The sequence below is a fragment of the Streptomyces sp. NBC_00683 genome, assembly GCF_036226745.1.
Lineage (GTDB): Bacteria > Actinomycetota > Actinomycetes > Streptomycetales > Streptomycetaceae > Streptomyces.
Map to the genome: position 1 here is coordinate 112861 of NZ_CP109013.1, position 23995 is coordinate 136855.

Genomic DNA, 23995 nt, shown 5'->3' on the forward strand with positions numbered 1-23995 from the left:
TCCACGCCGGTCCGCCGGACACGGCAGGTGTTGCGGTCAGCGGTGCAGCAACTGTTGCCAGTCCTGCGGGACTCGGTCGGACGGGCCGGGGGTCGGCTGGCCGGCCGGGTGGTCACCCGGTGGGGCCAGCGCCGGCCCGGACTCGTACAGGTCGCCGGTGGCGAAGTTGAAGTACCACTCCTCGCCCGGCTCGAAGCTCTGCATCACCGGGTGCCCGCTGGACCTCCAGTGGGCGCTGGCGTGCTGCCCGGGAGAGGAGTCGCAGCAGCCGACGTGCCCGCACTGGGCGCATCTCCGCAGGTGGAACCACCAGCCGCCCGCCGTGTCGCAGTCCACGCAGCCGGTGCCACTGGGCGGGACGCTCGGGTCGATTCCATCGATCTCGGTCATGAAGACTCCTCGGTTGTCCTCGCCCCATCTTCGGGTCGGGCATCGGCCCCCGCTTGGGGGGTGGTCAGGGGCAGCAGCACCCGGAACCGGGTGTCCCCCGGCACGGACTCGACCTCGATGCTGCCGTGGTGCTTGTTGACGACGATCCGCCAGGAGATATCAAGCCCCAGACCAGTGCCCTCGCCGACCGGCTTGGTGGTGAAGAACGGGTCGAAGATGCGGCTGCGGATCTCCTCGGGCACCCCCGGTCCCGTGTCGCGGAACTCCACCAGCAGCCGGTCGCCTTCCCGGGCCGTGCGCACCGTCAGCGTCCCCTCACCGCCGGCGCCGCGGATGGCCTGCACCGCGTTGTCGACGAGGTTGGTCCACACCTGGTTCAACTCCGCCGGAAAGGCGGGCACCTCCGGCAGGGAGCGGTCGTACTCCTTGACCAAGTGGACCTGAGGGCCGATCTTGCCGGACAGCATGAGCAGTGTGCTGTCGAGGAGTTCGTGGACGTCGACGTCGCGGTACGGAGCCCGGTCGAGTTGTGCGTACTGTTTGGCCGCGTCCACCAGGTGCGAGATGCGGGTGGTGGAATCGTCGATCTCGTCCATCAACAGCTCGGTCTCGACCGTGTAGTTGAGCCAGCCGACGGCTCCGGGCAGGATCTCCACGTCCACGGTCGCCGCGACCTGTTCCAGCCAGTCCGTGTCCAGTCCCGCCTGTACGAACGTGGGCGCGATCTGCCAGCCCTCCGGCACTCCATGGTCGTCGAGCCAGTCGCTGATCTCGTCCTCCCGGTCCGCCGCCTCCAAAGCGCTCAGCGCCGGTGCCTTGGCGACGCGTTCGGCGGTGCGTTCCTGGATCTCGATGAGCGAGGCCAGCGCCTCGCGCGAGTACGTGCCCTGCGCGATCAGGGACAGCTTGTGCCGCATCCTGCCGACCCGTTCCCGCAGCGTCGCCGTCGCGCGGACGGCGGCCGCCGCCGGGTTGTTGAGCTCGTGCGTCAGTCCTGCGGACAGTGAGCCGAGAGCCAGCAGACGTTCGCGCTGCCCGATGGCCCGCTGGGTGTTCCTGGACCCGAAGAACAGGCCCTCCAGCAGGTGCGCCGCCATGGGGAACCACTCCTGCATGACGTCCGCGAACGACTGCGCGGGCAGGACGAAGAACCGGGTCGGCTCCGTCACCCGCATCGAGTTGTTGTATGTCTGGGGCACCTGATCGCCCAGATACGCCTGCATCGCGCCTGCGTAGACACCGCGTTGTGACGTGCGGCTGACCTCCACATCCTGCCCACCGACACGGCGGGAGAGGACCACGGTGCCCTCGATCATCACGTAGAAGCACGTGGCCGGGGAGCCTTCGACGTACACGGGGCCGGGCTCGAACCGTTCCACGCGGCCCTCGGCGCACAGCCTCCCGAGTTGCTGGGGGGAGAGCTTCTCGAACAGGAACAGCGACCCGATCTCCTGCCGGTCGCACGGCATGACCTCCGCGTTCATGACTGCTCCAGATACCGGTGGACGAGCATCACGGCCATCGCGCCCTCACCCACGGCGGAGGCGACGCGCTTCGCGGACAGGGCGCGTGCGTCACCCGCCACGAACACGCCGGGGGCACTGGTCTCCAGGTGGTAGGGGGGTCGGTCGAGCTCCCAGCCGGCCGGCGGCCGTCCGTCCGGAGTCAGGTCAGGTCCGGCGAGGATGAAGCCGTTCCGGTCGCGCAGCACCGTCCCGTCGAGCCAGTCCGTCAGCGGGGCCGCGCCGATAAAGACGAACATCCACTGCGCGTCGACCACCTCGCTCTCACCGGTCACCGCGTCCCTCAGCGTCAGGCGCTCCAAGTGCTCCGCGCCGTGGGCCGCGTTCACGACCGTCCGAAGACGGACCTTGATGTTCGGGGCCTCCTCGATCTGCTGCACAAGGTAGTAGGACATCGACGCGGTCAGGGACTCGCCGCGCACCAGCAGCGTCACCGACTTCGCACCCCGTGAAAGGAACACGGCGGCCTGCCCGGCGGAATTCGCGCCGCCGACGATGTACACGTCCTGCCCCTCGCAGGACGACGCCTCGGTGAGCGAGGAGCCGTAATACAGACCTCGCCCCGTCAGGTCGTCGCAGCCCGGGGCGCCGAGTTTCCGGTAGGACACCCCGGTCGCCAGGATGACGCTGTGAGCGGCGACGGCCGAACCGTCGGAGAAGCGCACAACGCGTGCGGCGCCGTTGGCCTCCAGCCCGGTGACCTCGCGGGCAGTGAGGATCTCGGCTCCGAAACGGGTCGCCTGACGGCGGGCACGGTCCGTGAGCTGGGCACCGGAGACACCATCGGGAAAGCCCAGGTAGTTCTCGATCCGGGAGCTCTGGCCGGCCTGGCCGCCTGTCGCCGACCGCTCGACCAGTACCGTCCGCAGTCCCTCGGAGGCCCCGTACACGGCCGCTCCGAGCCCGGCGGGCCCGCCGCCGATCACCACCAGGTCGTAGAATTCGGCGGTCGGCACGGTTGCGAGGCCGACATGCGCGGCGAGGTCGGCCGACTCCGGTTCGGTCAGCACCGTGCCGTCCGGGGTGAGGACCAGCGGCAGGCTACGGCCGTCGGCACCGGCCGCCTCCAGCAGCCGACGTCCCTCGGGCTCGTCCGAGGAGTACCAGCGGTAGGGCACCTGGTTGCGGGCCAGGAACTCGCGTACGCGTGAGGAGGGCGCCGACCACCGGTGCCCCACCACCTTGGTGGCGGGCACCGGCCGGAAGTCGCTGGAGCGCCAGGCAGTGAGGAGGTCGTCCACGACCGGATAGAGCTTCTCCTCCGGCGGGTCCCAGGGCTTGAGCAGGTAGTGGTCCAGGTCGACGACGTTGATCGCGTCGATGGCGGCGTTGGTGTCCGCGTACGCGGTCAGCAGCACCCGCCGCGCCCCCGGGTACACGCCAATGGCCTCTTCCAGGAACTCAATGCCGTTCATCTGCGGCATTCGGTAGTCGGCGAGGATCACGGCCACCAGATCGCCCCGCAGCTTCAGCTCGCGCAGCGCCTCGAGGGCGGACTCTCCGGATTCGGCCCGCACGATCCGGTAATCGCCCCCGTACTTGCGCCGCAGATCCCGCGCGATGGCTCGCGACACCGCCGGGTCGTCGTCCACCGTCAGAATGACGGTCCGTCCTGCGTCAGTGGCCTGCGCCATGCTCCTCCGCCCTGCGTGCTGTGGGAACTGCCCGCACCGGCTCCCCCCATCGTAGGTTCGATCGCCGGTCCCCGCCCTGGCACGCGGGGAGGCCTCGTATACCGAAAGGCCGCGAAGGGTGCATCCGCGCCCGGGCGCCGTCGTGACGGGGTCCCGGATCGACCTCGCCCCTGTGGGGTGACGTAGCCGAATGATGGCCCCCGCCAGAAGGCCTTCGACCGATGGCAAGCACTGGCCGGCCGCCCCCCACGCCGAGCACGAACCGCCCAGGACGGGCCCGACGGAAATCCCACGGCGAATGTCTTCGCACGCCCGTCCCACGCTGAAACCGCAGGTCACATACCCAAAGCCGCTGACGCGGCCCGACGAGCAACCGCCTCGGTACGCCTCTGGCCCACCGCTTCAGCCACCGCAGACGCGATCTCTCGCACTCCCTCTGTGTCGCAGCAGACGAGACCCGCGGTCGAGGCAGTCCCGCAAACCGTAGGCGCGTGCGACGAGTCCGGCCATGCTTCCTTGCTCCAGGCTGCAAACACGCCAGAGTTGCCTATGCGACTCGCGTACGGACTCCGACCACCTTCACCAGTGCCGGTGCCCTCCGCACGTGCCCAGTGACGGCGATCGTGACTGAACGTCAGCGTCCGCTCGGGAAGGGAAAACGATGGCGGCTGTGGACTCGGCCACCGTCGGCCGGATGGCCGACAGCCTGTTCATCGAACGCGGGCTGCGCAGCCCCGGCTCGACCCGCTTCTGGGTACTGCTCGTGCTGGCCGCGGTCATCGCGAGTGCGGGTGTGGTGGGCGACTCCACAGCCACCGTCATCGGCGCCATGATCGTGGCACCACTGATGACACCGATCCTGGGAAGCGCCCTGGCCCTCGTCCTCGCCGACCGAGCCCAACTGCTGCGGTGCGTGCTGCTGGCGCTGGGAGGCGCACTCGCGGTCGTCTCCGTCGGCATACTGCTTGGCTGGGTCGCCGCTCCGCCGGACGCCTTCGTCTCCAACAGTCAGATCTCCTCCCGCATCAGCCCCCGCCTCATCGACCTGCTGGCGGCCCTGGCCACCGGGACGGTTGGCGCATTCGCCCTGGTCCGCACCGACATCTCCGACACCGTGCCGGGCGTCGCGATCGCCATCTCGCTGGTGCCGCCGCTCTCCGTGACCGGCCTCCTCATCACTGTCGGCCGCTACCACGACGCGGGAGAGGCCGCACTGCTGTTCACCACCAACGTCGCGGCCATCGTCGCGACCGGCACCGTCGTCTTCCTCGTCTACGGCATCCCGGCCGCAGCAAGAAAGTCCGGCTACCAGGTGAGCCGGTTCCACGGCCGCACCCTGGCAGCGGTGATCGTCCTCGTCCTCCTTATCGCCATCCCCCTCACGACCGGCACGTATACCGTGGCCCGGGACCGTGCCCTGGCAGCCGATGCCCGTCCCCTTGCCGAGAAGTGGGCCAAGGCAGGCAAGTGGCAGATCATCTCCGTCAAGGCCCGCAACGGCGTTGTCGTCATCGGAGTGCTCGGCCTCCCTCCCCCGCCCTCCCCCACCGCACTGCGCGCCGCCCTCGACACCCACGGCATACGCGATGTGGACCTGGAGCTCCATCTGGTGGGAGGCCGCACCCAGTGGTGCCCCGCCGACACCGACACCTGCACCATTCGGTACTCCACGCTCGGCTGACGCCACGACTGCCGGACCATCCGATCCGGCACCGCGGCCTGTTGGAGGAATGGGGCGGTGTACGAGTTGTACGACGCCGAACTATGGGGGCTCATGAGCGGCGTACATCGATCCGCAACCGACGAGCGCAAGCCGTATCGTCCGCTGGTCCGTCTGACCGATGAGTACCCTCCAGGTGCGTCGGGTAGCCCTCACTGACCGCCCGGCGGGGTGTCGGAGGCTTGCCCCGCCGACACCCACTGGCGCAACCACACGGACCGGACCGGCGCGGACCGCGACCTGCGGGGGCTCGACCATTACGGCGTGGACGACCTCATCAAGACGCCGAACACGTGGCCGCTACCGACGGCGTGCCCGCCGCAGCCGACGTACTCGCGAGGAAACCGAAGGTGGTACTGGCCCCCGCCTTCACCGCGCCGTTCCACCCGGCGTCGCGCACCGTCGTCCCGGTCAGCGCTCCGTTCCAGACCTGAGTGAGCTGACTGCCCGCCGGGAGTGCGAGGGCAACCGCCCATGAAGAGATTGCCGCCGTGGACGAGGTGTTGGTCACCGTCACCTCACCCTGATAGCCGCCCTGCCACGCTGACACCGCCCGGAAGGTCGCCGAGCAGCCACCACTCCCCGGGTCCCCTGGGTTCCCCGGGGTGAGCAGGGCCGAAAGCGCCGGGTACCAACGGCCCGCCATCTTGGCGTCGCCGGAGGCGTTGGGGTGGACGCCGTCGTAGGTGTCGGTGGCCGTGTCGAAGCCCGTCCACTGGTCGACGACGGTTACCGGCGACTGCGCGGTGGTGATGCCGTCGGCCCAGGCCGGAATACGCTGGTTGAAGGCGACAGTACGAGCGGCGCACTCGGCGCAGCTGCTCGGATTGATCGGGATGAGCTGGGCGACCAGCACTTTCATCGCCGGGTTGCTGGCCCGCATCTGGCCGACCAGCTTGGTGTACGCGGCAAGGATGGTGTCCGGCGCGATGCTGCTCCAGACGTCGTTGGTACCGAAGTGCATGACAACGATGTCCGGCACTGTCGCCGCCAGCCATCCGGGCAGCAGGTCCTGGTCGGCGGTGGCAGTGGCCAGGAAGCCGCCGTGGCCCTCGTTGTCGGCGTCGTGCGTGAGGGCGCAGCTCTGGGCGCTCAGCGTGCCGACGAAGTCGATATCGGTGTAACCGGCGTTCTGCAGCTGGTTCCAGAGGAGGGAGCGCCAGCAGCCCGGGGAGCCGGTGATGGAGTCGCCGAGCGGCATGATCCGTACTGGGGTCGTCCCGGTGGCGGCGGCGGATGGGGCGCCGGCCAGGCCTAAACCGGCGGCGAAGACGAACAGGGCAGCCAGGAACGCGGCGAGGAGGGGGTGACGTCTGCTGGGCATGGAAGGTCCTTCCCGAAGTGGGCCGGCAGTGGGACTGCGCTACGCAATCATGGGAGCGCTCCCATTCATCAAGCCACGATTGTCGCTAGCACGTCAATATCCCGCACGGGCCCGGAGTCGGCGCCCTCGAGTGCGGGTCATGGGTGGGCGCGGGGCGCAGATCGTCCTGCCGGGGTCGAAGCCCCGCGCCGGGGGTGCAGCGGGGGCGGCCCCGGGCGCGAGGCGGTCTCGAGGACGGAACGGCCTGCCGTCCGGAAGGAGAGGGCAGGTGTTCCCAAAGAGGGTGGGCCTTCGGCGTTTCACGAATGCCCGGGATCTCCTGCGGGGCCGCGCTGCCAGGTGCCGGTCGCGGCAGGGCCGCCTGCGGAAGGTCCCGTGGGTCGGCTTCAGGCGCCGATTCACATGAGGGTGACGCACATCCCGCCCTCGGCCAACACCTCGAGTACGGTGGCCACCAGATCGTACGACTCGCCGTCCGGCGCCAAGACGCGGGACAGGCACTCGGCTGCGGTTGCGGCATCCCGCCAGAGCAGGGTTGCGGGGGTGGTGCAGCCGAAGTTGCCGCGCAGACAGTCGACGAGGGCGTCCAGGCAGCCGCCGAAGTAGCCGCCCGGTCCGTTGACAGCCTCGCCGAGTGCCAGGTAGAGGCCCGGTTCATCGGTGATGTGTCGGCCGTCGAGCTCGTACGTGCGTCCGGCCGCCCGGTCGTGGTGCTCGAGCCGGCAGCCCCGCTCACGGACGAGGTCGAGCCAGGCCCCGCGGTGCCGTGTGTCGAGGCTTGCCCACTCGCCAGGGGCGTCCGGCGGTCCGGCCAGCCATCGCTCCCAGATGGGCCGCGCGTACCTCGGCACAGGTTCGAAGTGCTCACCGCCGAGTTCCAGATCGATCAGATCCGTCCGCTGGGAGGACGGGCGCCACGTGTGGACCTTGGGCCGCAGCAGCCGGTCGGTCAGCAGCTCGCCCCGGTCGTCCAGTATCTCCAGCCGGGCCTCTTCCAGGTCCAGTGCCCGCCGTGTGCCCGTCGCCAGTGCCCGTTGCAGTCGGTCACCCGGGGCGAACCCGCGCAAGATGAGCGGGGGCGCTGCGTGCTCGGGCGGCAGGACGCGGGACAACTCCCGGCAGGAGCCCAACCACTGGTACCCGTTGTGCAGTCGGGCGGGAGCCCTGTGGCTCGCGGGCGGGCCCTCATAGTCGTCCAGACCATTGATCACGAGAGCGTCCGTTCCCGGGTATGGGCCGAGGCTTTCCGCGTCCTCCAGGAGCCAGGCGTCAAGCGTCCTGTCTTCCGGCACCAACCACACTCGGCTGCCGACCCAGCCCCGTACCTCGGCTCCGTCGGGGACCCAGCCGAACAGTTCGTACGTCCCGCGCAGCGGTTCCCTGAATAGTCCCTCGACCTCGGCACAGGTACCCCAGACATGGCCGTCTCCTGTGTCCGTCAGCGTGTACCGTCCCTGCCTGCGATGGTCCCCGTCCTTATGCACGGTGAAAATCATGCCCGGACGAGGAGCAGACCGCGAAGCTCTTTTCATGGCCGGTCAGGGCAACTCGAGGCCGAGTACTCCAATCGGCGGGTGGTGCCATCGATGAGCGCGGCGTGCAGGAGCCCGGTGCCTAGGTGGCCAGGGTGACGAGCAGGCGGTCGGTGAAGACCAGGTCGTACTTCGGGCCGGCACCGGCCTTCCGCTGCCGCTCGGCACCGCGCCGCTCACGAAGCTCCGACTCGCGCCGGGCGAGCCACAGATCGGCCAACTCTTCGATCACAGTGCCGAGATGTGCACGCGAGACGCCGCAGAAGGCAGGACGGGTCAAGGCCGCACCGGCCCATCTCTTGGTCACACTTGAAGAACCCGTGCGGCAGCCACTGCCACGTCACGGCTGCCCTCCGATGATCAATGGGTGTGGCTCTTCTCGCGGGAACCGTCCGAGCTGGGGACTTCCCTGCAGAAGAGCACACGCAGCCAGCGAAGCACCGGCCCGAGCATCAGGGCCTCAGCAGTCCGCCCACCCACCAGTCGTGCGGCTTGCCATCGTTGGCGATGCTGCGACTGCGCAGTGTCCCTTCGACGGTGAAGCCGAGCTTCTCGGCGACGGCACGCGAGCCGGTGTTCCCGGCCATGGCCCACCACTCGATGCGGTGGACGTCGAGCGTGGCCCAGCCCCAGTCGCACAGGGCCCGAGCGGCCTCAACCGAGTACCCGCGTCCGCGCTGCTCCTTGACTGCCCAGTAACCGAGCTCCCAGACGCCGCGACTGATGAGGGTCAGGCAGTACGAGCCGACCAGGGCACCGGTGTCCTTGCGGAACGCGCCGAGGGTGTAGTCCTTGTCCTCGGCCCACTGGGCGGGCAGCTTCTCGCCGACGAGCTTCTCCGCGTCCGCACGCCGGTACGGCACCGGCACCGGGGTGTAGAACTGGATGTCTTCGTCCTGGCAGGCTTCGTACACCGCATCCACGTCGGCAGGTGCGAAGGCCCGCAGCAGCAGACGGTCGGTCTCGAGAGTCACTGGATCCATCGCGGCAGTATGACCACCATCGACAAGCGGCGACCAGCGAATATCCCGACCGGGCACCGCCCATCACAACACCCCGGAAACGCAACACCGTCGAACGGGCCATCAACCGACTGAAGCAGCACCGGGCCGTGGCCACCCGTTGCGACAAGCGCCGCTACGTCTACCTCGGCACAGCAACCGCCGCAGCCCTCACCACCAGGGTCCGAACATGATTGACCACACAAGCTTGATGACTCGGGCCGGCCGTGGACTTCGTGACGCCGAACAGCCGAGCGAGCTGCCGCAACGTCAGATTGGTGCGCCAGTAGGCCGTGACCAGCAGTACCCGGTCCTCCAGCGGCAAACTCCACGGGCGGCCTCTGTGGACCACATCTGCTCCACAGCTGCGCAGCGTGGTCAGTAGTTTGCCGAAGCTGCGCGGGCTCGGCCCCGCGAATGGGGCTATCCAGGACGGTTCCGATGCCGTGATCACACTCGCCACATCATGAACATCACTCAGGCTGGCTCCATGCCGAGAAAGTCCCCCAGCTACGCTGATCGGGGCAGTCCACAGTGCGCAAGACCGGGGGAAACCGTGAACCGACCACTGCTGTTCCTCGACGTGGACGGGCCACTCAACCCCTATGCAGCCCAGCCGGAGAGGCGTCCCGACGGCTACACCACACTCAGAGTCCCCCGGAACGAAGCCCATCAGGACGGCACGGGCCTATCGTCCCGACGACGCCCCCTGCGTGTCTGGCTCAACCCAGAGCACGGACGAATCCTGCTCCAGCTCGGCTTCGAGCTGTGCTGGGCCACCACATGGATGGACGATGCCAACCGGTGGATCGCACCGGTCCTCGACCTCCCGGAACTTCCCTTCGTCGACTTCGGCGACGCCCTGCTCCAAGAACGCTCTGATGGAGTCCACTGGAAGACCCGACCGCTGGTGGACTACGCAGGCGGCCGTCCTTTCGCCTGGGTGGACGACGAGCAGAGCGAGCTGGATCAGACTTACGTGACCGCCCACCACCAAGGACCCGGGCTCCTCCACCACGTCAACCCGCGGATCGGCCTACGGGAGAACGACTTCCACACCCTCGCCGAGTTTGCCCAGTTTCTGGACACCGCACGAACCACCGGCTGAGCACCTCGCCAGTTCTGCAGACCACTCCGCACTCGAAGCCGAGATCATTTACGGGACACCCCGTAGGCACGTTCAGTGATCGCCCGGACGGGGCCCAATACGCCAGCTGTAGATCGTCATGTGCCCTGGTCTTGGGGCTGTCTGCCGCTGGCGGAAACTCAGGTGGCCTCAGCGCACGATCTGGGTAGGGTCGGGCGATGCCCGAGCTGAAGCGGCTGCATGCCTGCCACGCCCCGGCGGTCCTGGCCTTCGAGCTGGCGAACCGCGCCTACTTCGCTGCCTCGATCTCCGACCGCGGCGACGACTTCTTCGACCGGTTCACCGACCGGTACAACGCCTCGCTGGCCGAGCAGGAGGCCGGCATCTGCGCCTTCTACGTGCTCGTCGCCGAGGACGGCTCGCTGCTCGGCAGGTTCAACCTGTACGACCTGGAGGACGGCATTGCCAGACTCGGCTACCGGGTTGCGGAGCGGGTCGCCGGCCGCGGCGTGGCGACCGCGACCGTCCGGGAGTTGTGCGGGATGGCGACCGCGAGGCATGGCCTGCGCACATTGCGGGCCGCCACCTCCCACGACAACGCCGCGTCCCTGAAAGTCTTGGCCAAGGCCGGGTTCGTTCCGGTTGGCCCGGCCACCCCGGCCGATCTCGGCGGCAAGTCAGGCACTTGGTACCAGCGCGGCCTCCAGCCATAGGCCATGAGGTGAAGCGATCTCAGCTTGGCGAGGCGGCAGCCCAAAGCGGTATCCGGCAACTCATCCAGCCCCTGGACAGTGTCTTGGTGGCGCGGCCTTTCTGCCACTGGTCCGTGCTGGGGGGGACGCGTGAACCTTCCTGCTGTCAGGGTGACTATTCGTCGTCGAGATGATGAAGCTGTTGAGGGCCTGGGGCGGTCAGCTGCTTCGCTTGACCTGTTTCGCTCAAGCCCTCCGTCGCGGACGCTCCGCTGGCTGCCAGCCGCTGTGTGATCCGGTCGAACAAGTCCGTCAGCGGCGCACCGACTTCCTGACCGAACTCAGTCAGCCCGTAGGTGACTTGGGGTGGCGTCGTCGGTTCGACCTTCCGCCAGACCAGGTCGTCCTGGACCAGTGCGCGCAGTGTCTGAGCGAGCATCTTCTCGCTGATGCCCCGGATGCTGTCGCGCAGTTCGTAAAACCGAAGGTCGGTGCTCCGCAAGGAGATCAGCACCCAGATACCCCACCTGCTGGTCACGTGGTCGACCACGTCGCGTGCAGGGCAGTCGGTGTGAAACACCTCATACCGAGTGCCCGCCTCGGCCTGCGTCAGCTGCGCGCCTTCCCTCATGTCCGGAGCTTACCTCTGGGTATGTTCTTACGAAAAGTAAGCCTGCCTCCTAGCGTCAATTGCCGTAGCGCACAACGGACTAGGAGCTGAACATGATCGTGGTGACCGGGGCTACCGGAAATGTGGGCCGGCCTTTGACGCAGGCCCTGGCCAAGGCGGGCGAGCAGGTGACGGCGGTGTCACGGCACGCGGCGGCACTGCCGGACGGGGTCCGGCACGTGCCCGCGGACTTGGCCGAGCCGCAGGGCCTCATGCCCGCTTTGGACGGGGCGAAGGCGCTGTTCCTCCTGCTGTCCGGCGACCTGCACGCCCCCGAAGCCAGGCCGACCGACATTATCGACCTGGCTGCTGCCAGTGGGGTCCGCCGAGTCGTCCTGCTGTCTTCGCAGGGCGTGGCGACCAGGCCGCTCGGCCCGTCGCGGATCGCGATGCGCGCGGTGGAGGACGCGTTGAGAGAGTCCGGCCTGGACTGGGCCGTCCTACGACCGGGCGGCTTCGCCTCCAACGCCTTGGCGTGGGCGGAGTCCGTCCGCACGCAAGGGACGGTCGCCGCGCCCTTCGGCGATGTCGGGGTTCCGGTCGTCGACCCTGCGGACATCGCCGAAGTCGCGGCGGCCTGCCTGCTGGACGACCGGCACACCGGCGGAATCTTCGAGCTGACCGGGCCCGAGGTGATCACGCCCCGTCAGCAGGCGGAGGCCATCGCCGCCGTGCTCGGCTCGCCGGTGCGGTTCCACGAACTCACCCGCGAGGAGGCCAAAGCCGCGATGACCCAGTTCGTGCCGCCGGAGCTCGCCGACGACACCCTGGACATCATCTCCGCCCCGAACCCCGCCGAACTGCGGATCAGTTCGGACGTGGAACGAGTCCTCGGTCGCGCTCCGCGCCCCTTCAACGACTGGGTCGCCCGTAGCATCGCCGCTTTTCGCTGAGGCAGAACTCAGCTGAAGGCCGGGCAGCCTCGTACGACTACGGCCGCACGGGGCGGCCCCATGGCGTCACCGTCCACCACCACCCAAAAGACGCAAGAGGCGGAGCGACCTGACAGGGTCCTACTGATCTCCTGCACCGGAGATCCGTTGGCAGGAGCGGGCGAGGGGGGCGAGGATCTCTTCAGCTGTTTCGGTCCAGGTGAACGGGGCGCATTCTCGTTCCACGGGCTTACCCAGGCGCGAGTACGACCCGGGGCGTGGCAGGTGTTCGGGACCCCCGAGCATCCGAAGCTCTTCGTCTACGTCGACGACCCTGGAGAAAATCCACTTGAACAGGTACCGGATGGGCATGGCAGGCTGGCGCGGTGATCGTTGAGTTGGCTCCTCGCTTTCTGAGCTGGGACGAGGTGGACCCTGCGCGTCATCGGTTCGACAGCGCGTCGGCAGTACAGGTGGTGCACTCGCTCGGACCGGCCAGGTGCGTGCCTCGCCGCCCGGATGTCCCCTTTGCCGACCGGGCGATGAGCGCCTGGAGCCACGGCGAGGCCACGCTGTGGGCCGACGCCATGTCTCACGCCCTTGTCCAGCACTACGGTCGTTGGACTGTGGGCTGGCGCTGGGCGCACGACGAAGGGGACTTCGATGGCGGGCCCGTGGGGAACTGGTGCTGTCCGCGGGACTCGATCACCACCCCGGAGGAGACGCTCGCCCGTGTCGTCGCCGCACTGTGCGAGTGGCGCGGATGGTTGGAGAGCCTCGCTGGGTGGATCGAGGCGTACCCGCTGGATCTGGCCGACGTTGGGGAACAGCGGATCCTGTGGGAACGCGCCGCTCATAATCTGATCCTGCAGGTGACCGACCGTACTGGCTGCGGCAGCGGCTGGCACGGGCACTGCCACCAGGTGCTCACGTGGTTCCTCAGCCGCTGGGGAATCGAACCCGATGCCGCACGGGATCTGGTCGACCAGGCGATCGGCGGGCGGTTCCTGAGCTGGACCGGCCCGGACATCGTGCTCGTCGAGGACATCGCGGAGCAGCTCGCCCTGTCGTTGCGGCCGGACGACAGCACACGCTCCGCCGATCCCACGCCGGACCACCTCGAGCGCTGGCTCGCGGTGCGCGAGGCCGTGCCGTGGCAGCAGGCCCCGGACACCGGCGCGGACGTACCCGTGACCCCATCCCGCGACGGCGCAGCGGAGGACATCCGCGCCTTCGACGGCGCCGTGGACTCCGCCCGCGCCGAGGGCCTGATCAGCGCTCTGGAACTGATGCGGGCCGACGCGGCGCGCGGCGCCCCGCTCGACTTCGAACTGCTCCGCGGCTGGCAGCAGCACGTCCTGGACACACCTCACCCGCCGCTGTTCCGCAGCTCACCGGCTTTCGCCAAGGGAGGCCGGGAACGCTACGGCATCGGCCCGGACACCCGCGCCCGTCTCGATGCCTGCCTGGCCGAGAGCTCAATGGACAGTGAGCAGCCCCTCCCCCTGACCGCCCGTGCCGCCCGCGCCTATCTCGACATCTGCTTCTTTCACCCCTTCGACGACGGCAATGCCCGGTCGGCCTTCCTCGCGCTGCTCTTCGTCCTCGCCCGCGAGGGCATAGCGCTCAACGGTGTCACCCTCCTCCGCCGCGTCACCTTCCAGGCCGGAAACCCACAGGACCCTCTGATCCTCGCCCGGTACATCGACATCCACCTCACCGAGACTCGGCGCACGGCTACCTCCCCCGGCCTCGCACCGAACTGAGCGAGCGCGACAGTTGGTGCTTGAGCACGCAAGTTGACGACTGAGCGCGATAGTTGGCCCGCAGGCCAGCGGGGAGCCGTACAGCGACCCTTACGCCTGCGCCTCCTCAACTCCGGCAGCATCCCCGCTGCTCTGCCCGGTCACGAGAAGTCCTGGACGTGGCTCCGCGACCGACTCGGTTCGGGGACCTCGTCGCCGAAACGCGGCTTCCAGCTGAAGCCCGGTGCCCGCGTGACAGCTGTGCGCGCTCAGCCCGACAGACCGGTGACCGCGTCTCGGAAGTACTCGGCGGCGAGGACGATCAGGACGGTGGTCATGACGGCCGCGTCGTGGGCCGAACAGGACCGGCCTGACCGTGCGGCCGGGCCACCCTTTCAGTGGCTGACCGGAACCCCGGCGGCCTGGGACTCCGGAACGCCGAGGCGCCGGGCATCCTTCTCCGGACGCATGAAGAGGGCCGCCAGGAAGCCGGTGCCCAGCAGCAGCACGGCCGTGACGAGCCAGCCGTTCCGGTAGCCGATCGTGGCGCTCGCCGCACTGTCCACGATCCAGCCGAGGACCAGCGGCGACACGATCCCGCCCAGGGCGAAGACCGCCACCAGGACGCCGAGGACGACACCGCGCTGGGAGGGCGGCGTGATCCGGGCGATTGCCGTCTGCGCGACAGTGATCATGACCAGAGCGAGAGCCATCGGGCCGAACATCATCGGGACCTTGATCCAGAGCGCGTCAACGGTCGCGAAGACGGTCACCGCGCCCGCCGAAGCCACCAGCAGCAGACCGGCACCCGCGCCGGCGGGCAGCTTTCCACCGGTGCCGCGCAGGGCGGCCCGGCGGGCCAGCAGCCCGTGCGCCAGCAGGACCACGCCGTTGGCGACAGCGCCCCCGCCGACCGCGGCACTGGCCTGTTGGAGGTCCCAGCCGACGACCGTCTGGAGATAGTCCGGCAGCCACGTGAGCTTGGCGCTCATCACCCAGTAGGCCCCGAACGCGCCCAAGGCCGCGGTGATGAACGTGCCGGAGAGAAAGACTGACCGCAGCGGTACCTCCGCATATCCGGGCTCCCCTCCCGCGATGTGTGCGCGGCGGCCCACGGGCGGGGCCAGCGGCCCCTCCTTGCCCTTCACTGCCCACACCGCAGCCCAGAGCAGCCCGGCGAGTCCCGCCGCTCCAAAGGCCCAGCGCCAGCCGAAGTGGGAGATCACCGCCCCCAGGGTCGGTGCCGCCACCGCGACTCCCGCCGCCGCGCCCACCATGAGGATGGCGGTCGGCAGGGTGCGCTCCCGCTGCTCGAACCAGCCGTGGACGTGATGGACCGCCACCGGCGCCGCGGGCCCCTCTGCGAGGCCGAGGAGCACTCTCGTCGCGACCAGCGTCCCGAAGCCCGCCGCGGCCCAGAGCATCGGAAGCTGGGCTACCGACCACAGCAGGCCCATCGCCAGGAGCAGCACCGATGTGCGCACCTTGCGCGTCAGGAACGACACGCCCACCGCGGAGAGCGAGAACAGGCTGAAGAACGCGGCCTGGGCGGTTCCGAACTCCTGCCGACCGAGACCGAACTCCTTCATGATCTCCGGGCCGGCCAGCCCCAGGACGGCCTTGTCGGCGAAGTTCACCAGCATGAAGCCCAGCAGCAGCCAGGTGGTCGTCCACGCCGGCCGACCGGCCGGCGCCACGGTCACCGTGCCCGCGTGCCCTGCTGGGGCATTCGTCGACTCCACGGTCACACCCCGTCCTGGGTGCTGTCGTCCACGGGCACGCCGCAACCGCAGCTGTCATCGTCGACGACGCCCACGCTGATCGCTCCCGCCGCCCGCCGCCGTCCCTCCTCGCTGCGTGTCAGCTCGGTGGCGAGGTCCGTGCCCTCGGCGACGGCTGCGGATTCGGCAGCCGCCCAGTTGAAGACGCCGCGCGCCATCGTCGAGGTCTCCCGCTCGGCCCGGCGGCCGAAGACCTCGGCCCGGATCCGGGCCACCTCCCGGTCGGCCGGTGCAGCCAGCGCGGCGCTCTCGGCAAGGTGCGCCGCCAGACGCAGTTCCCCGCGTCCGAGCAGTCGCTCGGCCCGCTCCGCAAGGGCTTGCGCGCCGCCCGCCGCGTCGGCGAGCTCGGCGGCCAGCGCCGCTTCGGGGGCAGGCTTGAGGTTCGCCGGGTTCTGGTCGTACCAGCCGCCCCACAGCCGCCAGAGGTTGCGTACGACGAACTCCGGCTCGTCGTACGCCGGGTGCAGGTACGGCTTCTCCAGGAGGCCCGCAGGGACTTGCACGCCGTGCAGCACCTCGTCCAGGCGCGCGCCCGCGTTCATCAGGTCCCGCGTCTGGGCGCACAACGACTCCAGCAGTTCCGCCGTGTCGCCGAGCGCCTGTCGGATGCGGTCGGAGCCCAGGATCGGCACCCCGTGGCCGGGGAGCAGCACTTCGGCGTCCAGCTCCTGCATGTCGCGCAGCGCCCGCGCCCACTCCACCGGATAGCGCTGCACCTTCTGCGGGTTGCCGGCGTTCGGCGAGTTCCAGATGAACAGGTCGCCGGTGCACAGGGTGCGCAGTTCCGGGATCCACACGTAGGTGTGGTCGTCCGTCTCCCCGCGGGCATGCACCAGCTCGAAGGTCAGCTCCCCCCGGCGCACGGTGAGCCGGTCCCGGTAGGTCGTGTCGGGGTAGCGGTACTCCGTCGGCCACTGCAGGGACGGGACACCGAACTGGCGGCGGTTGATCCACGTGTTGTACCCGGCGGTCTCCCGATAGCGGTCGAAGCGCGCCGCCACCGCCTCGTGCGCGAAGACCTCGGGGAGCCCCCTGCCGGCGTCGGACGCCTCCTTGTCGAACGGCGCCACACCGAAGACGTGATCCACATGACCGTGGGTGTAGACGACGCCGCTCACCGGATCCGCGGAGGATTCGCGCACGGACGCGTGCAGCTGGGCAGCCGTACGGAAGTCTCCCGAATCGACGAGGACCAGGCCGTCACCGGTGTCGAACACCGCTACGTTCGCGAAGGCGGGAAAGAACCCGGTCCGCTCGCCGACCGCTACGAGACCGCCGCCCGCGAACTCACCCGTGAAGTGGGCCAGCAACGTCTCCTCGCCGGACCAGACCCGGTCCGCGTACGCCATGTAGCCGCTGGAGTTGTGGTCTGTCATAGCTTCTGGCTCCCTAGCGATCGCCCATGGGCCGCCGCCCTGCCCACCGTGGCGGCCCGCTGATGTGCGTAGAGTCTGCGCCGGAGGCGAACGGCTGGACATCCGTCGTCCTCACAGCCGGAAGCAACCGACCCTGTGATCCGTCACAGCCACTTCGGAAGGGAGAGCTCGTGCCGAGCGATCCGCTGCCCGAGCGCCGCACCGCGTATCCTGCGCCGTCCCCCGCCGCGCAGGCTCTGGCCGCGCGCTGCGAGAGCCGCGTCAACGAGCTCGCCCGCCGCATGGCCCGCGACGCCTTCGAACGGCTGCCGGGCTACTCCGAGCTTCCCGACGATGTGAAGGACGTTGAGGTCGCCGCGACGGTCCGCAACGGCCTGCGTCTCTTCCTGCGCCGCGTACAAGACCCCCAGGGACGTGTCGGGGACTACAGCCTCTTCCGCGAACGGGCCGCCCAGCGCGCCGAGGAAGGCATGCCCCTGCACACGCTTCTGCGCAGCCACTCTGCAGGCGTCTACGTCCTGTGGCAGGCCCTCCGCGACGAGGCCACCGACGAAGAAGCAGGCGCGCTGATCGAACTCGTCGACTTCCTCCTGCGCGGCCAGGAAACCGTCATCGGCGCCGTGACCGAAACCTACGTCGAGGAGCAGGCCGCGCTTTCGGCTGAACGCCGCGAGCACCATCGCGGTCTGGTCCGCGGACTGCTGGACGGCTCGGTGCCTCCGCAGCGCGCCTTCGAGGAGCTGGGCCTCGAAGGCCCCTGTCTCGTCGTACATCTGCACCTGCCGCAGGAGCAGGGTCCGGCGACAACGGAGGTCGCGGACCGGCGCCTGGTCCGTCGCATCCAGGCCCTCGTCGACCGCAGCCTGGACACCCGGGCCGTGTCACTGCTCGGCGTCGAGGGAGGCCAGGTGATCATTCCGCAGCCGGCCGATGACAAGGACGGCCTCCGTACCTGCGAGAAACTGTGCACCTCGCTGAGGCAGGTATGCGGGAACGGCGTCAGACTGGCCGCGGTCCCTGCCGCTACTGCCCAGGAAGTTCAGGACGCCGCCCGCACCGCCGCCGACATCGTCCGGATCGCTCGTGCCTGCGGCCGTCCCCCAGGGCTCCACGTGATGGACGACGTCCTGCTGGAATACCACCTGTCCCGGCGCGACGAGAGCAGTGACCGCATCGCCGCCCTCCTCAGCCCCATCGAGGACCGCCCCGACCTCGTCGACACCCTGCGAGTCCACATCGAACACCGGCACGACCGCCGCGCCACCGCACGGCGCCTTGGCCTCCACCCCAACACGGTGGACAACCGACTCGCCAGAATCACCGAACTCACCGGCCTGGACATCACGTCCCCCCGCGGTAACGCCCTGGCACTCGCCGCCCTGCTGCTTCGCAGCAACGCCAGCGGGTGAGACCCAGAAGATGAGGGTAAGGCGGCTGAACTGGACACCCGGGCAAAGTCTCTGCTGGACCTGCCCGCCGCCCTTCTCCGAACGATGGCTACGGCTGACCGCCCCAGTGAAACCGCTCCGCGTTGCGACAGGGGCGCGCGCCCTATTCGAGTGCCGGATGCAGCTCGGGGCGGGCGTCCCACCAGGTTCGGTGGAAGGGGTTGTTGTCCACATTGGCCAGGTACGCGCGGGCTGCCGCCCGGTACAGGAGTTCCGCCTGCTCTGCCGAGACCGTCGAGCGGTTCCAGGCCAGGCGGATACGGCCGGTGATCGGCGTGCCGACGAGGGGGCGCAGGACGGTGCCCTGGGCGTACGGGGCCGTCGGCTGGCTGAGGGAGATCGCGCGGCCCGCGGCGATCAGCCCGTAGTGCATCTTGCGGTCGGTGATCCGGTAGCGCAGTGACGGAACGAAGCCTGCCTTCGCGCAGGCCTCGACCAGTGCTTCGGGGCCGCCGTCGTCGTCCTCGACCAGGGTCATCCACGACTCGCCGGAAAGGTCCGCGAGGTCGATGGCCTCCCTTTCCGCGAGGGGGTGTTCGGCCGACATCCGGATGCAGAACGGTTCCTTGGGAATCAATGTCCTGGCCATCACCCCGCCGGGAAGCGGGACTTCGTGCGCGTTGACCTCTCCGTACGCGACGGCGTCGTACTTCCCTGCTCCGAGCATACGGAGCAGTGCGGTCGCAGAGTGTTCCAGATCGACGGTGATCTCCTGCCCCGACATGGCCAGATCCGTCTGCTCCAGCAATCCGTCGACCAGCACCAGCAGGATGCAGCCCAGCCGGAGCGGCCTGCCCGTGACGAACGCGCGCGACTCCGCACCCAGCGCGTCCATCTCGTTGAGCACCCGGCGGGCCTTTCCCAGCACGAACTGGCCGAGCGACGTGGGCTCCACCCCGTGCCGGGTGCGGACGAAGAGCTCGCCGCCCGCCACCCGTTCGATCCTGCGCAGCTGCGCGGAGAGCGCGGGCTGTGACACCCCGAGCCGGCGCGCCGCAAGACCCAGGCTGCCCGCCTCCGCTATCCGGCAGACGGCCTCCAGATGCCTCAGTTCCAGCTGCATTTCAGCAGCGTACGCAGCGTGCCGCCGTCGCACCATAACTCGCGTCTTATGCCCGGCGGGATGTCCCTGACTGGTCATGCTCACGCCCATACTCGGCGGCGAAGAACCAGCCTCCCCACGCTTTGGAGCCCCGATGAAACGAAGAACGGTGACGGCCGGCCTGACACTGGCCATGCTCGCCGGGCTGACAGGCACCTCGGTCGCCCAGCAGGCAGAAGTCCCGGCGAGCACCGCCGCCGACGCACGCACGACCCCGCTCTCGCGGGCGGTCGCCGCAGCGGACCGGGCCGTCGACAGCGGTCTCGACTCCCTGGTGAACTCCTCGCAGGAACAGTACGAACGGCGCCTCGTCACCCCGTGGGTGAAAGGCCTCTACTCCGTCGCCTACGAGCGCAGCTACCGCGGTCTGCCAGTCGTCGGCGGCGACGCGGTAGTGCTGGCCGACGGCGACGGTGACGTACGCGCCCTGCAGTCGGCGTCCACCACCCGGATCGACGTGGCGACCGATCCGGTCGTCACCGCGAAGAAGGCCGAAACCGTCTCGCGGGCGAAACTGGCGAAGGTCGACAAGGTCCGCAGCAGCCGGCTGGTCGTCAGGCTGGACGAGGGCAGGCAGACCCTTGCCTGGGAAACGGTCCTCTCCGGCCGTACGAAGAAGGCGCCCAGCAGACTTCACGTCTACGTGGACGCCCGCACGGGCAAGGTCGTCGGAACCCACGACGAGGTCGCCGCGGGCAGCGGCACCAGCAAGTGGAACGGTCCGGGACCCATCAGCATCGACACCACCAACTCCGGCGGGAGTTACAGCCTCCGCGACCCCAACCGGGCCGGTCTCAGCTGTGCGGACTACAGCACGGGCACCGTCTTCTCGAAGTCGTCGGACTCCTGGGGCACGGGGAACCCCACATCCAAGGAGACCGGCTGCGTGGACCTCATGTTCGCCGCGCAGAAGCAGTGGGACATGCTCGGCCAGTGGCTCGGCCGCAACGGGGTCAACGGCAGTGGCCGCACCTTCCCCGCCAAGGTCGGCCTGCCCGAGATGAACGCCTACTGGGACGGCAATCAGGTCACCATCGGCCGCAACAGCGCCAACGAGTGGATCGCCGGGGCGGACGTGGTCGCCCACGAGTACGGGCACGCCATCGACACCACCACCCCGGGCGGCACCAGCGGTCAGGAGTCCGGACTCGGCGAGGGCACCGGAGACATCTTCGGCGCGCTGACCGAGGCCTACATGAACCAGCCCTCGCCGTACGACGTCCCCGACTACACCGTCGGCGAGATGATCAACCTCCAGGGCCGGGGACCGATCAGGAACATGTACAACCCGCCGGCCGTCAACAACGACCCGGCCTGCTACAGCTCCGCGATACCCGGCACCGAGGTGCACGCGGCGGCCGGACCGCTGAACCACTGGTTCTATCTGCTGGCCGAGGGCACGAACCCGGGCGGCGGGAAGCCGAGCAGCACCACCTGCAACCAGACCACCCTGACCGGCATCGGCATCCAGAACGCCGGAAAGGTCTTCTACGGGGGGATGCTGCTCAAGACCAGCAGCATGTCCTACAAGAAGTACCGCACGGCAACACTGAGTTCGGCCAAGTCGCTCGACCTCGCCACCTGCGGGCTCTTCCAGAAGACCAAGGCCGCGTGGGACGCGATCAGCGTGCCGGCCCAGGCCGGTGACCCGACCTGTACGCCGACCGGGCAGAACAGCGACTTCTCCCTGGCTCTGAACCCCTCGGCCGGCACCGTCCAGCAGGGCGGCTCGGTCACCACGTCCGTGGTCACCAACACCACAACAGGCACAGCCCAGTCGGTGACCCTCACCGCCACCGGCCTGCCCTCCGGAGTGACCGCCTCCTTCAATCCGGCCACGGTCCAGTCCGGCCAGTCCTCGGTCCTGACCCTCTCCGCGGCCACGACCGCCGCGCCCGGCGCATCCACCGTGGTCATCAAGGGGCAGGGCACCTCGCTCGCGCACACCGTCGACTACACGCTCAACGTCGGCGGCACACAGCCGGGCACCGACCCGCCGAACATCGCCGTCGCCAACGTCCAGGCGCACCTGGCGCAGTTCGGTACGATCGCCGCGCAGAACGGCGGCCACCGACGGGCGGGCAGCGCGGGCTACACCCAGTCGCTCGCCTATGTGAAGGGCAAGCTCCAGGCTGCCGGGTACACCGTCACCGAGCAGAACTGCTCCACCTGCACCTACCCGTCCAACAACCTCATCGCCGACTGGCCCGGCGGCCCCGCCGACCAGACCGTCATGTTCGGCGCGCACCTCGACGGTGTGGCGGCGGGCCCCGGGATCAACGACAACGCCTCGGGCTCCGCGGCCCTGCTGGAGAACGCGCTCGTCCTTGCGCAGAAGAACCCGACCATGACGAAGCACGTGCGCTTCGCCTGGTGGACGGACGAGGAACAGGGCCTCAACGGCTCGGAGTTCTACGTCAACCAGCTCAGCAGCGCCCAGCGCACAGCGATCAAGGGCTACTACAACTTCGACATGGTCGGCTCCACCAACGCCGGCTACTTCATCAACAACGTCAACTCCACCACCTCCGCCCCGCTCAAGGCGTACTGGACCTCGCTGAACCTCGCACCCGAGGAGAACGTCGAGGGCCAGGGACGCAGTGACGACGCGTCCTTCCAGGCAGCGGGCATCCCCACCTCCGGGTACGCGGCCGGTGCCAGTGCCCGCAAGACCTCGGCACAGGCGACCAAGTGGGGCGGCACGGCCAACGCCGCCTACGATCCCTGCTACCACAGCTCCTGCGACACGACCAACAACATCAACGCGACCGTCCTGGACCGCAGTGCGGACGGTGTCGCGTACGCCGTCTGGAAGCAGGCGGTCGGCAGCGACGTCCCGGCACAGGACTTCTCCCTCTCCACCAGCCCGTCCTCCGGCAGCGCCGCACCGGGTGGCAGCGTCACCTCCACGGTGAACACCACCACCCTGAGCGGCAGCGCACAGACCGTCGCGCTCTCGGTCTCCGGCGCGCCGAGCGGCGTGACCGCGACACTGAGCCCGTCCTCCGTACAGTCGGGCAACTCCTCGACCCTCTCCGTACAGATCGGGGCCGCCGCCCAGCAGGGCACCTACACACTCACGGTCACCGGTTCCGGAACGGTGAGCCACAGCACCACCTACACGCTCACCGTCGGCGGGGGCGGCGGCACCTGCACCGCACGTCAACTCGTCGTCAACGGTGGCTTCGAGAGCGGCACCAGCCCGTGGACCGCCACCTCGGGCGTCATCACCAACCAGGCGGGCCAGCCATCGCACGGCGGGTCCTACAAGGCCTGGCTGAACGGGTGGGGCACCGCCCGCACGGACAGCGCCGCGCAGTCGCTGACGATCCCGTCGGGCTGCACCACTCACCAACTGTCGTTCTATCTGCACATCGACACCGACGAGACCGAGAGCGTCGCCTACGACACCTTCACCGTGTCGGTCGGCGGCCGGACCCTGGCGACGCTGTCGAACCTGGACGCGAACACCGGATACGCACTGAAATCATATGATGTCTCCGAGTTCGCCGGACAGACGGTCACCCTGAAGTTCAACGGCGTGGAGGACCAGTCCCTCCAGACCTCGTACGTCGTGGACGACGTCACCCTCCAGGTGAGCTGATCCTCCGCGGCACGACCGGATGACCGATGACCGGCGTCCGTCCAGGGCCTCATGGCCCGGGCGGGCGCCGGTCCGCTCTGTGCGGAGCCCGACTCTCGTATCCTCCCGCCAGGTTGCCGCCGAGAAGCGGGGCCTGGCGAAGGCAGCAGGCCGACGTCCAGGGCATCTTCGACGAGGTGGAGCGCCTCGGCCCGCGCGATGCCCCATCGTCGGCGATTCGGCCAACCTCCCTACTCCGCAGACCTGTTGCGAGGGCTGGGTCCATGCATCCTCACGCACCATTACCCGCTCCATCTCGGGGTTTCAGAACCGACCGAAACACATGTGTTCGAAATTGCGACTCAGTCGTTGAGCCCGGGAACAACACGCTCGACGACCATGGAGGGGGACCCATGATTGCCTCGGGAGTTCCAAACGAGCAGCAGGCCACCGCCCCCGAGTGCTCCGACCGCCCCCGCACCAGCGCTCCACCCCCGACGGACGCCGCCCACGGG

General features: G+C 69.0%; 18 protein-coding genes and 2 pseudogenes. 8 read left to right on the forward strand and 12 right to left on the reverse strand.

Going from position 1 to position 23995, the window contains the following annotated elements; all coding sequences use genetic code 11:
- Positions 1-36: 36 nt before the first annotated feature.
- The 3 genes from OG257_RS00620 to OG257_RS00630 are packed head-to-tail and all read right to left on the reverse strand — an operon-like array spanning position 37 to position 3547.
- The gene (locus OG257_RS00620) at positions 37-390 is read right to left on the reverse strand and encodes a UBP-type zinc finger domain-containing protein (RefSeq protein ID WP_329204000.1); all 354 of its coding nucleotides are present in this window, start codon (positions 388-390) and stop codon (positions 37-39) included.
- Positions 387-1874: an ATP-binding protein gene (locus OG257_RS00625; RefSeq protein ID WP_329204002.1), complete on the reverse strand. Its 1488-nt coding sequence runs from the start codon at positions 1872-1874 to the stop codon at positions 387-389. Before OG257_RS00625 ends, OG257_RS00620 begins: the two co-directional genes overlap by 4 nt.
- On the reverse strand, positions 1871-3547 hold the full coding sequence (locus OG257_RS00630) for an FAD-dependent oxidoreductase (RefSeq protein WP_329204004.1): 1677 nt from the start codon (positions 3545-3547) through the stop codon (positions 1871-1873). The genes OG257_RS00625 and OG257_RS00630 overlap by 4 nt, the downstream gene beginning before the upstream one ends.
- Positions 3548-4208: 661 nt before the next feature.
- On the opposite strand from OG257_RS00630, the gene OG257_RS00635 reads away from it, so the two are divergent.
- Positions 4209-5228, forward strand: a complete 1020-nt coding sequence (locus tag OG257_RS00635; protein WP_329204006.1) for a DUF389 domain-containing protein — start codon at positions 4209-4211, stop codon at positions 5226-5228.
- 316 nt (positions 5229-5544) lie between these two features.
- Here OG257_RS00635 and OG257_RS00640 read toward each other — a convergent pair whose 3' ends face one another.
- From OG257_RS00640 to OG257_RS00655, 4 genes are all read right to left on the reverse strand, one after another.
- Positions 5545-6591, reverse strand: coding sequence for a GDSL-type esterase/lipase family protein (locus OG257_RS00640; RefSeq protein ID WP_329204008.1), 1047 nt, complete (start codon positions 6589-6591; stop codon positions 5545-5547).
- Between the two features lie 398 nt (positions 6592-6989).
- Complete coding sequence (locus tag OG257_RS00645; RefSeq protein WP_329204010.1) at positions 6990-8087, reverse strand: barstar family protein; 1098 nt, start codon at positions 8085-8087, stop codon at positions 6990-6992.
- A 118-nt stretch (positions 8088-8205) separates the two neighbouring features.
- Positions 8206-8355 carry a hypothetical protein gene (locus OG257_RS00650; protein WP_329204012.1) on the reverse strand — a complete coding sequence of 50 codons (150 nt, stop codon included), beginning with the start codon at positions 8353-8355 and terminating at the stop codon, positions 8206-8208.
- A 220-nt stretch (positions 8356-8575) separates the two neighbouring features.
- Positions 8576-9106: a GNAT family N-acetyltransferase gene (locus OG257_RS00655; RefSeq protein ID WP_329204014.1), complete on the reverse strand. Its 531-nt coding sequence runs from the start codon at positions 9104-9106 to the stop codon at positions 8576-8578.
- Positions 9107-9180: 74 nt separating this feature from the next.
- On the opposite strand from OG257_RS00655, the pseudogene OG257_RS00660 reads away from it, so the two are divergent.
- Positions 9181-9318, forward strand: a pseudogene (locus OG257_RS00660) (IS5/IS1182 family transposase); the annotation flags it as partial.
- 26 nt (positions 9319-9344) lie between these two features.
- On the opposite strand, the pseudogene OG257_RS00665 reads toward OG257_RS00660, so the two are convergent.
- Positions 9345-9587, reverse strand: a pseudogene (locus tag OG257_RS00665) (helix-turn-helix domain-containing protein); the annotation flags it as partial.
- A gap of 93 nt (positions 9588-9680) precedes the next feature.
- On the opposite strand from OG257_RS00665, the gene OG257_RS00670 reads away from it, so the two are divergent.
- Positions 9681-10232 carry a hypothetical protein gene (locus OG257_RS00670; RefSeq protein ID WP_329204016.1) on the forward strand — a complete coding sequence of 184 codons (552 nt, stop codon included), beginning with the start codon at positions 9681-9683 and terminating at the stop codon, positions 10230-10232.
- 197 nt (positions 10233-10429) lie between these two features.
- On the forward strand, positions 10430-10924 hold the full coding sequence (locus OG257_RS00675) for a GNAT family N-acetyltransferase (RefSeq protein WP_329204018.1): 495 nt from the start codon (positions 10430-10432) through the stop codon (positions 10922-10924).
- 154 nt (positions 10925-11078) lie between these two features.
- On the opposite strand, the gene OG257_RS00680 is transcribed toward OG257_RS00675, so the two are convergent.
- Positions 11079-11534, reverse strand: coding sequence for a winged helix-turn-helix transcriptional regulator (locus OG257_RS00680; protein ID WP_329204024.1), 456 nt, complete (start codon positions 11532-11534; stop codon positions 11079-11081).
- Between the two features lie 92 nt (positions 11535-11626).
- Between OG257_RS00680 and OG257_RS00685 the strand changes: the two genes are divergently transcribed.
- The gene (locus tag OG257_RS00685; protein ID WP_329204026.1) at positions 11627-12466 is read left to right on the forward strand and encodes an SDR family oxidoreductase; all 840 of its coding nucleotides are present in this window, start codon (positions 11627-11629) and stop codon (positions 12464-12466) included.
- Positions 12467-12987: 521 nt separating this feature from the next.
- Positions 12988-14211 carry a Fic family protein gene (locus OG257_RS00690; protein ID WP_329204028.1) on the forward strand — a complete coding sequence of 408 codons (1224 nt, stop codon included), beginning with the start codon at positions 12988-12990 and terminating at the stop codon, positions 14209-14211.
- 374 nt (positions 14212-14585) lie between these two features.
- Here OG257_RS00690 and OG257_RS00695 read toward each other — a convergent pair whose 3' ends face one another.
- Positions 14586-15932, reverse strand: a complete 1347-nt coding sequence (locus OG257_RS00695) for an MFS transporter (protein WP_329204030.1) — start codon at positions 15930-15932, stop codon at positions 14586-14588.
- A 2-nt stretch (positions 15933-15934) separates the two neighbouring features.
- Positions 15935-17347, reverse strand: coding sequence for an alkyl sulfatase dimerization domain-containing protein (locus OG257_RS00700; RefSeq protein WP_329204032.1), 1413 nt, complete (start codon positions 17345-17347; stop codon positions 15935-15937).
- 170 nt (positions 17348-17517) lie between these two features.
- Between OG257_RS00700 and OG257_RS00705 the strand changes: the two genes are divergently transcribed.
- The gene (locus tag OG257_RS00705) at positions 17518-18756 is read left to right on the forward strand and encodes a PucR family transcriptional regulator (RefSeq protein WP_329204034.1); all 1239 of its coding nucleotides are present in this window, start codon (positions 17518-17520) and stop codon (positions 18754-18756) included.
- 142 nt (positions 18757-18898) lie between these two features.
- Here OG257_RS00705 and OG257_RS00710 read toward each other — a convergent pair whose 3' ends face one another.
- A complete protein-coding gene (locus OG257_RS00710; protein WP_329204036.1) occupies positions 18899-19858 on the reverse strand; it encodes a LysR family transcriptional regulator in 960 nt (319 codons plus the stop codon).
- Between the two features lie 133 nt (positions 19859-19991).
- Here OG257_RS00710 and OG257_RS00715 point away from each other — a divergent pair, with 133 nt between their 5' ends.
- Positions 19992-23501: a M28 family peptidase gene (locus tag OG257_RS00715; protein WP_329204038.1), complete on the forward strand. Its 3510-nt coding sequence runs from the start codon at positions 19992-19994 to the stop codon at positions 23499-23501.
- The last annotated feature ends 494 nt before the right edge of the window (positions 23502-23995 follow it).